The sequence below is a fragment of the Alteromonas ulvae genome (genome assembly GCF_048987005.1).
Lineage (GTDB): Bacteria > Pseudomonadota > Gammaproteobacteria > Enterobacterales > Alteromonadaceae > Alteromonas.
In genome coordinates this window covers 2,267,818-2,281,547 of sequence record NZ_CP185261.1, presented here as the reverse complement: position 1 = coordinate 2,281,547, position 13,730 = coordinate 2,267,818, and the positions used below count along the sequence as shown (strand labels likewise).

Sequence of the window (13,730 nt, the reverse complement as noted above, 5' to 3'; positions counted from 1 at the left end):
ATAAAATTTAAGAAATGAAAAAAAGCGATAACAATAAAAGATCAAAGTTTTTACAAACTCAATTGCCTCTCGTCGCTATTTTAGTTGTTGCTGTGTGTGTGTATGTCGCACATAGTTATCAGTCATCAACTTCTACCAACACCGATATTATAAGTGGGTTTAAGAGTAGCTGCACGTTTTCCAACAAAACTTGCGAATTCTTAATAGATGATGAATTAGCCATAGCACGGTTTTCTGCACAGCCAATGCCTGAAGAATCAATCACGCTGTTTCTTCGTATGCCAAACGATGAAATTATAGAGAGCGCGTGGATTGAAGGAGTGAATATGTATATGGGAAAAGTGCCCGTTTTGCTCGAACAATCGGTGAAAGGCGAGTGGGGTGGTTGGTTTATGCTAGGCAGCTGCAGCGAGCCGGTAATGACATGGCAACTTCGATTAAACATAAAAAAACAGGCAGCACCAAGCTACCTGTATTTTACAACTGAGGCTTAACGAGGCTGTTACATCATAGCCTGTAGATAATTCTGCAGACCAATGCGTTTAATCAGCCCAAGCTGTTGCTCTAACCAGCGTGCGTGGTCCATTTCAGTGTCGTCAAGCAACATAATTAGCATATCTCGAGTGACGTAATCGTTTTCTTGTTCACACAACGCAATAACTTCGCGTAATTTAGCATCAACTTCATATTCCACGCGAAGGTCGCTTTCTAGCATCTCAGGAACGTCTGTCCCCACTTTAAGACCTGTGCGAGTGACCATATCCGGCGTGCCTTCTAGAAACAGCATGCGTTCTATTAGCTTAGTTGCATGGCCACGCTCATCGTCAAACTCGTGATCGATGCGCTCGTACAATTTGTTGAAACCCCAGTCTAAATACATTTGTGAATGTATAAAGTACTGATCCATCGCGGCAAGCTCATAGCCCAGTAACTCGTTAAGACCGTTGATGATGTTTTGATTGCCTTTCATTAGTCGTCTCCCATTACCTGAGCTTGAAGATAATTTTCAATGCCCATAGCATCAATTTGATATTCTTGCGTTTCAATCCAGTCGAGATGTTCTTCTTCGTATTCGAGAATGTCTTCAAGTAAATCTCTTGAAACGTAATCTTGTTTTTCTTCGCACAGCGCAATGGCTTCTCGTAAAAGGGGAAGCTGCTCTTTTTCAAAACGCGCGTCGCAATTGAGCATTTCAACTGTGTCTTCACCAATATACAGTTTTCCAAGCGCCTGAAGATTAGGTAAGCCTTCAAGGAATAAAATGCGCTCTATAATGTCATCTGCCTGCTTCATGTCTTTAATCGACTTTTTGTAGTTCTTGGTATTGAGAACTTCAAATCCCCAATTTTTAAACATACGAGCGTGCAGAAAGTATTGATTTATCGAGGTAAGTTCGCTTGTGAGCACCTCGTTTAATTTTGCTATAACTTGTCTATCGCCTTGCATTGCGAAAGTCCTATTTGAAAATAATATGTGGAGTCTAGTTGAAAGTGCGGGGGATGTCAAAAAATATTAGTAAAAACAATGATTTACTAATGAAAACAGTTCTCAATCAATCCTTTGTTCGCATTAGTAATACCTTACTGATTGGAACGCACATAGGTTAAGCTCTCATCGGCGAAACCAAGACCTGCCTCAGTAAAGAAATTAAAGACTTTATCTATGCCGTTTTCAAGTAAGTAAGACACTTCATCTTCATAGCGCGCTATGGCAGCAACACGGCCTTGGTAACCTGCGTTCTTGAGCTGACTAGTGATGTTTATCGCGTCTTGAATAGAAGGTAATGCTAGCAGTACCAGTTGCGTACTGTTTAAGTTTAGATTTTCCCACAGATCTACATCCTCTCCATCGCCGCAAATTACTTTGTGACCTTCTTGTGCCATTTTCTTAATCTTTATTCTATCAGCATCCATACCCCACACATTGACATCTGATAGTTTTGACAAAGCATTAAAGGCACCTTTGCCTACACGGCCCATACCAATAACTAGAAATTCCGCTTGTGACAAAGTAGGGTAAACATCTTCTTTTAGACGCTCATTTTTTTCATATCGCTTAATTTTGTCCTTAAAGCGGTTATATTGAGAATGAGAGCCCTTATATAAAATGCTTGTGAAGACAAATGAGATAGATACCGCAAGGGCAATAATAACAAGCCAAGACTCTGCAAGCAGACCCATAGAGACAGCGACGGCTCCAACAATAAGGCCAAATTCACTGTAGTTACCCAGAACTAAACTACTGAGATAGGCGGTTCTCCCTCTCAGACGAAGCGAGGTGAAAAGTCCAAAAAATAACATGGCTTTAAAAGGTAGAAAAAGACAGAACACCAAGGCCATCCCAACCATACTCATGGTAGGTAATGCAGTGAGACCAATTGTTAAGAAGAAACCAATTAAAAACAGATCTTTAAAACTTAAAAGTGATTTTGATAGCTCAGTGGCTTTTTCATGTTGAGCCAGCATGATGCCAAAAATAAGCGCACCCAAATCACCTTTTATATTCACTAATTCAAATAATTGATAACCGCCAAGTGCTAAAATAAAACCGGTAAGAGGGAGAAGTTCACCATGACCAGATTTGCTTATTACTTTATTAATGAGCGGCATAGCAGGGAATAACGAGAGTAGCCCGAGCGCATATAGGGAGGGAAGTTTACCGGTGGCTGCCACGAGGAACACTACCGCAAAAACGTCTTGCATCACTAAAATACCGATAGCCAACCGTCCGTGGCGCGTTTTACTTTCTCCACTTTCTTCAAGCACTTTTACAACGCAAACGGTACTGCTAAAACTGAGCGCAAAAGCAATGAGAACAGCACTTTGCCAAGAAACGGCGTCAGAGGCTTGGGCGACTAACGCCGCAGCGCCGTAGATGACGCACGTGATAACACCAATCCAGATTAGTGTGTGAGAAACACTGCCGGCCCAGACTTCTCTTCGACTTAAATCTTTAAGGTTAAGTTTGAGCCCTATGGAGAATAACATAATGGTTATCCCCAAATTTGCTATTTGAGTAAGATCATCCGTTAGCGAATAACCAGCAAAGTTGAGTAAAAAACCAGCGATGAGGTAACCAACAAGTGGTGGTACACCTATTAATTTAACCGTTAATCCACATACGAAAGCAAAAAGAAGAAACGCATACTCCATGGATACTCTAACCCTATTAGTTTTTAAAAATGGCGGTGCTGTAAGGTCATCGCGCCCTAGTGGTAAATAAGTCTTTATGTGTGGCAGACCTCAGTGTTATAAACATTATCACGTAAAATAAAAAAGTTCGCATATCAATTACGTTCCACAGAACGTTTAAACGGTTACACGTAACCTTTTTTCTATTGATATTAATCAATAAAATTCCATAAAAACAGTCAGATAAAGAATTCCATAAACTGAGATGGTAAGCCAAGGCGTCCGAGTCTCTACCTTAGTAGCATCAATAAGTTAGTGACGCCACTGAAGAAAGCAAAGGAAATACAATGCGGAAAACGATTTTAATTACACTTACTGTTTTAGTGATATTCAGTGTTGCTCTGAGTATCGCCGAGCCTATTTTGTGGTGGTTGCTCATGGTTACAGGACCGTTACTTATTATTGGTCTTTATGACGCCTATCAACCGCAGCACGCCATACTCAGAAATTTTCCGTTAATAGGCAGAGCAAGATGGGGAATAGAGGGCTTACGGCCTTACATACAGCAGTATATTATTGAAACAGATACGGGGGGAGCGCCCATCTCACGTATGTTGCGCAATATAGTGTATCAAAGAGCCAAGGATAGTAGAGAGACAGTACCCTTTGGCACTCAGTTAGATACTTATGAAAATGGTTATGAATGGATGGGTCACTCTTTAGCTGCTCGGGAAGTCGATGATGTGGAGCAAAATCCCCGAGTGAATATTGGCGGTCCCCACTGCAAACAGCCTTATCGGGCGAGTGTATTGAATATAAGTGCGATGAGCTTTGGCAGCCTATCCAAAAACGCCATCTTAGCGTTAAATAAAGGGGCTGCAAAAGGCGGTTTTTATCACAATACGGGGGAAGGCGGCCTGACCCCTTATCATCTTGAAAACAAGGGCGATGTGGTATGGCAAATCGGCACGGGATATTTTGGTTGCAGAACCGATGATGGCAAGTTTGAGTCTGAATTGTTTAAAGAAAAAGCAACGTTGGAAAACGTAAAAATGATTGAAATTAAGCTGAGTCAGGGAGCAAAACCAGGTCATGGCGGGATTTTACCTGCTTACAAAAATACCCCTGAAATAGCTAAAATTAGAGGGGTTACAGCGGGTACGCAGGTCGACTCACCACCCCGTCACAGTGCCTTTTCATCACCGTTTGAAATGGTCGATTTTATCCAACATCTACGAGATTTAAGCGGCGGAAAGCCCGTTGGTATCAAGCTAGCCTTAGGCAGAAAAAGCGAATTTATTGCTATGTGTAAAGCCATGGTGAGCAAAAGAATAACCCCTGACTTTATTACAGTAGATGGAGGCGAGGGCGGCACTGGCGCAGCGCCGCTTGAATACACCAACTCTATTGGCTTTCCATTACGTGACGCGCTGGCCTTTGTCGATGATTGCTTAATGGGGTTCGGTTTACGAGAGCATATAAAAGTTATCGCTTCGGGTAAAATAATTACCGCATTCCAGTTAGCGAAGAATTTAAGTTTGGGCGCAGATTTGTGTAACAGCGCGAGAGGAATGATGTTGGCATTAGGCTGTGTGCAGTCCTTGTCGTGTAATACCAATAAGTGTCCAACAGGTGTTGCGACACAGGATCCGCGATTGGCAAACGGTCTTAACGTTGAAGACAAGTTTGAGCGTGTTTATCGCTTTCATCAAAAGACGGTCCATGCGCTTATTGATTTACTGTCGTCAACCGGCCATAAAAATACCAATGAGTTAAATAGAACCCATATTTTTAAGCGCATCGACCAATGTAACGTTGCTAGGTACGACGAGATGTTTCCCTTAGTTAAAAAAGGGGCATTCTTAAATAATGAAATTCCAGAGCGCTATAAACTGCATTTTGAGGAGGCCAATGCAGATAGCTTTATGCCGGCTAGCTTGCTTGCAGAAATAGATAAAGAAACAAAGGCAGTGTCCTAGACATCTGCCTTTACTAAGAATCTAAAAGAGAGAATAAATAGAGCGATTAAACCGAATTAAGTTAACTCATTCAGTCTTTGTCTTCAGCCGCTTTCTCAGGAATTCTAAGCTGATATAAGCGGTAGTCGGTAGTGCGATAGGGCATCACCTTGTACTTAGGCTGCAAATAGGACACTAAGTCTATGAGCTCACTAACGGTTAATTCATCATTGACAATACGCATGAACGATACGCCGTCTTCACTTGTAAAACTTGCCGGACGACGTGGTGTAAGTTTGTGAGAAGGATTAATAATACTGGTAACTAATTCACCATAGGTTTTAATTCTGCCACTGCTTCCGCCAAGGGGAATAGGGTGGCTTATTAAATAGCGGGCATCACTGTCAGCTTTTTCGCCTGCCACCGTGTGACAGTCGTTGCATCCATACTGCTTAAATACCATTTGTCCTCGTTCAATGTTGCCCTCGGGTAAGCTGAATCCTCTGGGGGATTTTGCACCTTGATCGCATGCACTTAAAAATAGGCATGCCAGTAGCATTATTGTAATACGCATAGTTTTCTCCTTAACCAACCCATGTTGTTCATTAACAAGTATTGTCTAAATATAACCGACACTATTTGATTTAGCTCAATCCAAAGCTAAAAAACATGCACTATGATTAACATTACGACAACGTTAAAAGGACAACACTATGCAGAGTTACGATACTATTCTTGTACCCATTGATGTGTATTCTGATTATGAATTGGTTGTCGAAAAGGCATTAGCCATCTCGAAATCTAGTCAGCAGCTACATTTATTGTATGTGGCGTATCCGCAAACAAATATAGAGCCCTACGGATTCTTTTTAGAAAAAGATTTCTCACAAGAAGTGCGAGAGCAGGCATTACGTGTATTGAAAGACGTAGCAGATAAATACGAAATACCACAAACAAATATCAATGTAGAGATTGGTTCGCCTTCAGATGAGATACATCATTTGGCAGATAAAATAAGCGCTGATTTGATTGTTGTCGGTACACATGGCCAAAGCGGTTTGAAACTACTTTTAGGCTCTACTGCGAATGCCGTATTACACGGTGTAAAAACCGATGTATTAGCAGTGAAAGTGTAAAAAGTCTCGCAGTAACTATTCAAATAAATATAAAAGCAAGAACAAAAAAAACTAGTGGAGCTTTAGAAAGCTCCACTAGCACTTAAATATGCTATCAGAATTAGCTAATTAAATTCGCGACTCAAATTCGCAATCTAAATTCTACGTTTAAGACTTTATAACGCTTTGATTGATAAATCGCAGCTGTCTGTCACAAGAGTGCGAATAGTACTTTCAAGGTTCTTAAGGTGAGAATAGTGAAGGGCAGTTTCCCCACCAAACTTAGTACTGTTAATAGTAAACACAACATCGGCATCACGGGATGAAACACAAAGGCGAATGGTGTCATCACTTTCGTTTACAGGCACATGCATGTAAAGCGGTTCGTTATGAGAATCCAAATAGCGGAGCGCTTCAGCATTACTTTTAAACGGCGTTTGTTTTTCAGGTTGCAACTTCCAGCTTGACGAAGGAACCACAATTTCTGCCAATAATTTTCCATGTTTAGAATCAATTCTATTACTCATAGTATCTCCTTGTTTTTGAATCTATTCAGTATTACTTAATGGATACGCAATAAAGGCAAAGTCAGTTCTAATTTACCCAGACAGGTATGTTCCAATGAACCAATGCGGTTACGCGTAATAGATTTGTGCGTATAAAACATTGTTTTATCGATACTTTAAAAATTCATTTATTAATGCTGATAACACTAGCGCTTATGCTTTGAAGACAGTTTTGCCATGCCGCCACGTTTAACACTGGCTTGTTTGGTATAGTGGCCTGGCATTTCCGGTGACTGCCAGCCGCCCGCTAATTGCAATTCGGGCAACGATGCGCCGTCTTCCGCTAACGAAACTGCTCCACCAACTCGTCCACTGTGTGGCGTGATATTTTCTTGAATACCTGCTCGGACTGCAATGCGCTGCCACAACCTGTAAATACTTGAATAATTCAACACAGCGTCTTGGTTTGCGTTACGACTTTCTTGATAAGGATGAAGAGACGTTTTGTGATTGTTAACCCGCCTAAACAATATACCTTTACTAATTGAACGAGGATCATTCTGATCGCGAGGGTGTGATGTAGAAGGGTTATTATTTGCCTCGTTAATGTATTCGTTAATCATAGAAAGTGTGCTCGATGACACATATCGATAATGGCCTTCACCACTTTGGTCGCTCTTGGAAGATATAACGAGTACCGTGTTATTTCGATGAGAAATGTGTTCAATGCACACCCTGACTAATTCGTCTGCACGAAGAAGGGCATCGAACATAAGATTAATTATGGCTAGGTCTCGAAGTTCGAGCAAGGAATCGGGAATGATGTTGTTATTGATCTGCTCAACCATTTCGATGGTGAGAGGTACCGCTTGCTTATGTGACATGCGAAACTTTTTATTTTCTATAAGCGACAATCGAATAAAATCTCTAAGGTAAACAGAACGTATAATTGGGTTGGGTAGCTTTGCCATGCCTAAAAACTTACTCAATGCTGAAAGCCGTCGCTTGATGGTTCTATAGGCGAGGGGAGTTTGGCATAGCAGCGCAACGTATTCTTTTATGCATTCTTCATTGTTAGTAAAGCTATTGTTCAAACCTTGGAAATTATTCTGCTTGCAGAAAATTGAAAATTCGTTGTAGTCACTAATATAGGCACGCTGTGTGTTGTAAGGCAGTTTAGAAAATATATCTGTGAAATATTTCTGAAAGCTTTGGTCAGCAGACGAATAAGCATGATCTTCTGAAGTTTCTGAAGTAACACCGTATGCATCATCTGAATCTTCTGCTGTATTTGCCAGCGGTACTGGGAATGCTTGATGGGAAAGATGCTTAGTAGTCTTAATTGTCATAAAGCCAAAGCCTCAACGGATTTTTTATCAAATGTGGGTAGCCTTAATCGAAAAGGGCTTTTACTCAATGAGTTCAAAAGTATTTAATGAATCAAGTTAACGAATCAAGTGACGTGTATGTTGTCGTTTTTTGAAACAGCTTATGGCTGCAACTTAAAAGACACCTTTTTGGGAAGAAAAGACTAGATTAACTATAAACCAATCAGCGTTCTTAATATTAAGCGTCACAAAGCGGAAAATTAATCATTAAATCAACAGTTTGCACGAGGCTCTGAAGAGTCGCTTAAATATCTAACCATTTGAAAGTAAGAGGCTTTTTATGTATTCACGCATGATAACTGTAATTATCATGCGTGAACATAAAACAAAACGGAATAGGTAATATAAACCAGATTCAGATACCTCAACACCCCCTCCAAACTCTATGCAAAATAACACATAGTTGTACATCCATACAGTGGTTGGCGACAATTTAGTGCAAATTAGAGCATGACCAACATTATGTGGCTCAAAAAATAGGCGCTCCTACGTAAAATCTGAAGCGTTTTCTAGGCTGTGGCCATGCAGAATTAACAAAAATGGCCTGTTCAAAATACCGTTACCTTTGTGTTAACAAAAATTATGAAAAGCGAATTCTTCATTGCATTAGGCAAAACTCTTTATCGCCAATCGAGGTGTATAGCGATACTGCTCAAACTATAGAACAAATTCAAATCTCAATTCAAAACCTAGTTTAAAAATGACCCGGGGTGCTACGGTTAAAAAGAGTAGAAAGCGTAAAGCACCTGTAAGCAGTCCATCGGTACTTAACACTCTTTCATTTTTACTTTGAAAAAAGTTGAAGTAGATTAACCGCGAATTCCTTTGAATTTGAAAAGTATTTAATTGAAAAGAATTAAAATTCTTATTTATTTTTTATTTAACCGTAGAGTACTCGTACTAGATATTAGACCGCCATATCAATCTTTAACATATAGACCGCTATTAACTCAGGTCTATAACAAAGAGTCTTCACTTGAAGCGTCATTGAATTAAATCAGAAGCAAACACGTCTATCATTAGTCGATACTTTGATTTTCGCTGAATACGATCCTAAGGGCCAGTATCAGAGTGTCATTTTTAATTAATTGAGCTCTAAAATCTTTCTGCATAAATAAGCGATTAGTAGGTGATGCACCTTCAAAATTGGTGATGTCTTTTTGTTTATTTCAATAGTCTATTTAACATAATATACATTATGCGCAATTATGTATTGTGAAGTGTCAGGGCTGTATGTGTTGCTGCTTGGTTGGTTTGCTGTGCGTGAAGACTTACCTACTTTTACTGAATCTACAGAGCTTTGCAGTTAGTTATATCTGTATGGGATTTTAGATGGCTCTTCACGAGTTTGTTTACGGTGCTTGTAACTGGCTTTTTGCAGGCCTTCTACTGGGTCTTGTTTTGTAAAGCTTGAATTGGTATGTGTTTAATAGTGACTGCGTTACTGGCAGCTTTATCTGTAGTTATGTGTATTAATTTAAATCGTCTTCTACGTGAAATCTGAAGTACTACACCTCGCATTCTTTTATTTAATTCACGTAGCGTCACCTTATAATCTTGGGGTCATCCTAAAGGGCTTTACAAAGACATTACTCCTATCAAAAATTGTAATTCATTTGTCTCATCTTATTTCTCTCACTTTAAAATATGACCACACTTTTTAGTTTTATTTTTTTTAGCTTTTCAGTGCTTAACCAAAGTTTTAATACTGGTTTTTTACCCACGGCATGAGTGACTTTTTTTGCCTTTTCTAAAGTTTATTATTTAGTTCCAAGCCAATGATTTATGTAATTAACAATATTATCAGTCTAAGTTATTTCGTAGCCGCCAGTTTCAAGCCCGAATTCATATGATGAGTTCAGAACACTATTCTGAAATGCCCAAGTTTTTTGATGATTGAAATAAATGCTGAACATTTGAGTGTCTTACTTCTAGGTTCTTAGTAAATGGTTTTTGAAGGACTTCAGTATCAGCTAGTGGTTTTGACACCGGTCTCAAAAATCAAATCGCCTGAGAGATTTTAAAAAGTTACCGAGGCTGTATGTGATTGTCTTTGTGAGAGTAACGGTTATTTTGCGTTAATCAAAATAGATAAAAATAGATAAAGCCAATTTGATAATGACTAACGATTCTGTGCATACATATTAAGATAATTGGAAAGACTGTGGCGGTTTTTTACTATCCTATGAAATAGTAGCGGCGCTTGGGCTTGGAAAAGGGGTTTCCAGTAAGTTAATGCGTCACGCAGGGGTTGCAGTGAGTTAATAATACATCACGCTGACTTTCTTAAATAGTTAGGTGTCGACGCTGGTTTTGAAATACGTGCATGCAAGGCTCTTAAACTTCATATCAGCAACGAGAATCAACTATGACAAAAATAATAAAACAGTGCTGTCCGCCCTACTTTCTTCGTTACTTGATTATTGGTTACCGGTTATCACTTTTTGAGGGCGAGTGTTTTTCTACAAGCTATTTTTCGATTGCGCAGACACAATATTGAGTTTTTAGGTTCATCACATTTTCTCAAACATCTAGCCGTTAAAGCCAGAGCACTAATTTTTAAGCGCTAAGTTTTAGGCGTTAATTCTTAAGCGTTAATACTTGGCCGCTAAAGCCTAACCCTCTACAGGTTTAGAGTAAGACTTTTTAAGCAGCCCGACTCCGAATGCCGCCATTGTCACCGCCACAATACCGTTTAAGTAATTGAAAAAGGCGTAAGGTGCATAAGACAAAACGTCCACATCAAGGGTTGCGGCATAAAATGCACCTGCCGTTGTCCACGGTATAAGGCCAGTTGTCATCGTGGAACCCTCTTCCACTGAGCGTGAAAGTACGGCGCTGTCTAATTGCTGTTGTTCATATTTTGGCTTAAAAAGTTGGCAACTGAGAATAATTGAGATGTAGGCTTCTCCCATCGCCACATTACCCACAAAGCCAGACACGATAGTGGTAGCAACGAGACTTGCCGTTCGTTTTACTCTGGCAATACTGCCAGCAAGAAGCGAACTTAAAAAACCGGCTCCGTGTAAAACGCCGCCTAAGGCGATAGCCATTAAGGCAAGCAATAGTGTCCAGCTCATGCTCGTTATACCGCCGCGACCGAGTAACGCGTCTAAGTTTTCAATGCCTGTGGATTCCGGTTTATTTTCCCATAGCGCGTTTAACACGCTGATAAAACTCTCGCCTTGATAAAAGATGGCAATAGACACGGCGAATAAAATACTGAATGACATGGTGACTTCTGCAGGTACTTTTTTAATGCTTAAGGCGGCCAATAATATAAGTGGAAGCAAGGTCACAATGGGTGTCAGGCTATAGTTGTTTGCCAGTGCACCTTGAATTAACGCTACTTCACTTAGGTTAAGGTTTTGATCTCCATAGCTTAACCCTATAACTACAAAAATAATGAGGGTGATAATAAATGTAGGCAACGTGGTAAAAAGCATGGAATAGATATGGCGAAACAGTGTGGTTCCAGCACTCATTGCTGCAAGGTTTGTGGTATCTGAAATAGGTGACATTTTATCGCCAAAGGTAGCACCACAAACAATCATGCCCGCCACCAATGGAAGTGGAATATTCATGGTGCTTCCTATGCCTATTAACACAACGCCCAGTGTACCTACGGTGCCCCACGACGTGCCGGTTGCTACAGACATAATGGCGCACAGTATCATACCAACGGCTAGGAATAAGCTAGGGCTTAGCCAGCTCAACCCGTAATACATCAGCGTCGCGATAGTACCGCTGTGCATAAAGCTAGAAATTACCATGCCAATCAATATGAAAATATAGATGGCGGGCATGGCGCGAGCCAGTGAATTTGTCATAAGCTCGCGAATTTGTAGGTAATTGTACCCAAGTAAATAAGCGTTTACACCCACCCATATTAGGCACAAAAACATCAGCGCGTGCAGACTAATACCCAGTCCAAAAATACCGCCAGCTAGGGTGACAACGATGACGCTAAAGCAGATGAAAGACTGCAGAAATGATGGCATGGGTAATGGCGATATAGTGGATTTGGACATAAGTAGTTAAATTGCCTATTAGCGACTAATTAATGGAATAAAGTGCATTTTTTCTTTGTGGGTACTATTTGTTATCGGAGCTATTCATTATTGGAGCTATTCGTCGTTGGTGCGACTTGTTAATGGACTATTTATCCTTGGCGCTTTGAGAATTACAGCGGTAAATTTTTTCTAACCGCGCTATATCTTGCTCAAAGCACAGTTGCTGCTTACTGCGTTTAAAGCTTTGTGTGGCAAAGTCATTCGCTACTTTTGAAAAATCAGACGCTAATTCGCTACCAGTGTCTTTTTTGAGTTTGTCGAAACAGGCCGCGAGTGTTTGTAATGACTTTTGAATTCTTATGGCAACTTCAATGTTGCCAGCGCCATCTCTTGCGATACTTGTATATGCGTCATCAAAGATATCGTGTATTGAAATTTTAGGAACGGAAATGCGGTCGTAGTTTGGTTTGTCATAATGCGCTTCGTCATAATCCAGCTTGTTATGATTCGGTTGTTCACACGTATTCTTGTCTGAGGTCTTTGCTGCTTTATTATGTTTGGAGGCGCGCTCGTCCTTATTGGTTTTGTCATTGTTCTTATTTGGTTTCGACCACAACAGCATTAAACGGGTGATACTGCTAACAATGCCGATTGCAGTTCCGTGGTCGTTTACCGATGGAGACAACGCACGTGACGCTATTTCTGCTAGCACAATAAAACCAAAGCGTGGATCAGCCTCAAAGGAGCGCGACGAACTTATACTAAACGCTGAGATTAACCCTTCACAGTCAATATCTTTATCAACGTAAGCGATGTTCTTTTCCGGCGTAACAAATTCCCCAGGCAGCATGGCAATGTTAACAAACAGGTCGTTGTTGTTTGCCCACTCTTGAATCTTGGCAAGGTCTATTAGCTGGATGTACCCAACCTCTGAGGTTTGTACCGCAAAACTCCCCTGCTCTTTAATGTCGCCTGCTGGTATGGCGCCCAAACAGGGAGTTTTAATTCGCTGCTCAATGGCGCGCTGCGTCGCTTCTTCAACTTTCAGTGTGGTTGATTCAACTCGACCTAAACGCGCTACACTGTCGACCCAACGAATAAAGGTTAAAATTACCACGGCAAATGCCAAACAGGTAATACAGAAAAGCAGGAATACACCCGCCTGTTCGTAAAACCCTTGGCTCATTGCAGTCAGAGCAACTGCGCTGTATATAAACGCGCCAACAAATGTTGATAGCGCGTTTTGCGATACATCATCTGAAATGATGAGCCCGAGTGAGCGAGGAGTTGATGACTGGCTTGCAGAGGCATACGCATTTACCATGGCACCGGCGGAAAACGTGGCAATCACCATCATGCTCGATGCCATAATAGAAAGCAGTGTTTTAACCGAATCAGGTTCAATTTTTGGTAGGTGTTCAGCAAGAGAAGTACCGTCTACTATCTTTGCAGCGAAAACCGCGAGTAGCGAAAGCAGGCAGAAACCTAAAGGTTTAATCCATAATTTTTCTTTAAAACTGAATAGCAAAAACCGTACTTTATCTACCGACAATGGCGCGTCCATACCTTTACTCCTGTTGGTTTTTACTTGTTAGTATTATTATCTGATGCTTACTTAT

At 40.6% G+C, this 13,730-nt stretch carries 11 protein-coding genes; 3 read left to right on the top strand and 8 right to left on the bottom strand.

Translation table 11 applies throughout. The features are described from left to right. Nucleotides 1-14 precede the first annotated feature (14 nt). A complete protein-coding gene (locus ACOJR9_RS09910) occupies nucleotides 15-494 on the top strand; it encodes a hypothetical protein (RefSeq protein WP_420932844.1) in 480 nt (159 codons plus the stop codon). A gap of 8 nt (nucleotides 495-502) precedes the next feature. Here ACOJR9_RS09910 and bfr (ACOJR9_RS09905) read toward each other — a convergent pair whose 3' ends face one another. The 3 genes from bfr (ACOJR9_RS09905) to ACOJR9_RS09895 form a co-directional block, all read right to left on the bottom strand. Continuing rightward, a complete protein-coding gene (gene bfr, locus ACOJR9_RS09905; RefSeq protein WP_420932843.1) occupies nucleotides 503-970 on the bottom strand; it encodes a bacterioferritin in 468 nt (155 codons plus the stop codon). Then, nucleotides 970-1,446, bottom strand: coding sequence for a bacterioferritin (gene bfr, locus ACOJR9_RS09900; RefSeq protein WP_032096236.1), 477 nt, complete (start codon nucleotides 1,444-1,446; stop codon nucleotides 970-972). Before bfr (ACOJR9_RS09900) ends, bfr (ACOJR9_RS09905) begins: the two co-directional genes overlap by 1 nt. Before the next feature lie 134 nt (nucleotides 1,447-1,580). Then, nucleotides 1,581-3,152 (bottom strand): cation:proton antiporter, encoded by a 1,572-nt coding sequence (locus ACOJR9_RS09895; protein WP_420932842.1) that lies wholly within the window; start codon nucleotides 3,150-3,152, stop codon nucleotides 1,581-1,583. A gap of 326 nt (nucleotides 3,153-3,478) precedes the next feature. Here ACOJR9_RS09895 and ACOJR9_RS09890 point away from each other — a divergent pair, with 326 nt between their 5' ends. Then, complete coding sequence (locus ACOJR9_RS09890) at nucleotides 3,479-5,110, top strand: FMN-binding glutamate synthase family protein (RefSeq protein ID WP_420932841.1); 1,632 nt, start codon at nucleotides 3,479-3,481, stop codon at nucleotides 5,108-5,110. 70 nt (nucleotides 5,111-5,180) lie between these two features. Here the strand turns inward: ACOJR9_RS09890 and ACOJR9_RS09885 are convergent, their stop codons facing one another. After that, complete coding sequence (locus tag ACOJR9_RS09885; protein WP_420932840.1) at nucleotides 5,181-5,663, bottom strand: c-type cytochrome; 483 nt, start codon at nucleotides 5,661-5,663, stop codon at nucleotides 5,181-5,183. Between the two features lie 139 nt (nucleotides 5,664-5,802). On the opposite strand from ACOJR9_RS09885, the gene ACOJR9_RS09880 reads away from it, so the two are divergent. Beyond that, nucleotides 5,803-6,225, top strand: a complete 423-nt coding sequence (locus tag ACOJR9_RS09880) for a universal stress protein (protein WP_420932839.1) — start codon at nucleotides 5,803-5,805, stop codon at nucleotides 6,223-6,225. A gap of 155 nt (nucleotides 6,226-6,380) precedes the next feature. Here the strand turns inward: ACOJR9_RS09880 and ACOJR9_RS09875 are convergent, their stop codons facing one another. The 4 genes from ACOJR9_RS09875 to ACOJR9_RS09860 all read right to left on the bottom strand — a co-directional run bounded on the left by ACOJR9_RS09875 (nucleotide 6,381) and on the right by ACOJR9_RS09860 (nucleotide 13,675). Further along, a complete protein-coding gene (locus ACOJR9_RS09875) occupies nucleotides 6,381-6,731 on the bottom strand; it encodes a hypothetical protein (RefSeq protein ID WP_420932838.1) in 351 nt (116 codons plus the stop codon). A 185-nt stretch (nucleotides 6,732-6,916) separates the two neighbouring features. Further along, nucleotides 6,917-8,059 carry a tyrosine-type recombinase/integrase gene (locus tag ACOJR9_RS09870; RefSeq protein ID WP_420932837.1) on the bottom strand — a complete coding sequence of 381 codons (1,143 nt, stop codon included), beginning with the start codon at nucleotides 8,057-8,059 and terminating at the stop codon, nucleotides 6,917-6,919. A gap of 2,654 nt (nucleotides 8,060-10,713) precedes the next feature. After that, nucleotides 10,714-12,129, bottom strand: a complete 1,416-nt coding sequence (nhaC, locus tag ACOJR9_RS09865) for a Na+/H+ antiporter NhaC (protein WP_420932836.1) — start codon at nucleotides 12,127-12,129, stop codon at nucleotides 10,714-10,716. A gap of 127 nt (nucleotides 12,130-12,256) precedes the next feature. After that, a complete protein-coding gene (locus ACOJR9_RS09860; protein WP_420932835.1) occupies nucleotides 12,257-13,675 on the bottom strand; it encodes a DUF2254 domain-containing protein in 1,419 nt (472 codons plus the stop codon). Nucleotides 13,676-13,730 lie beyond the last annotated feature (55 nt).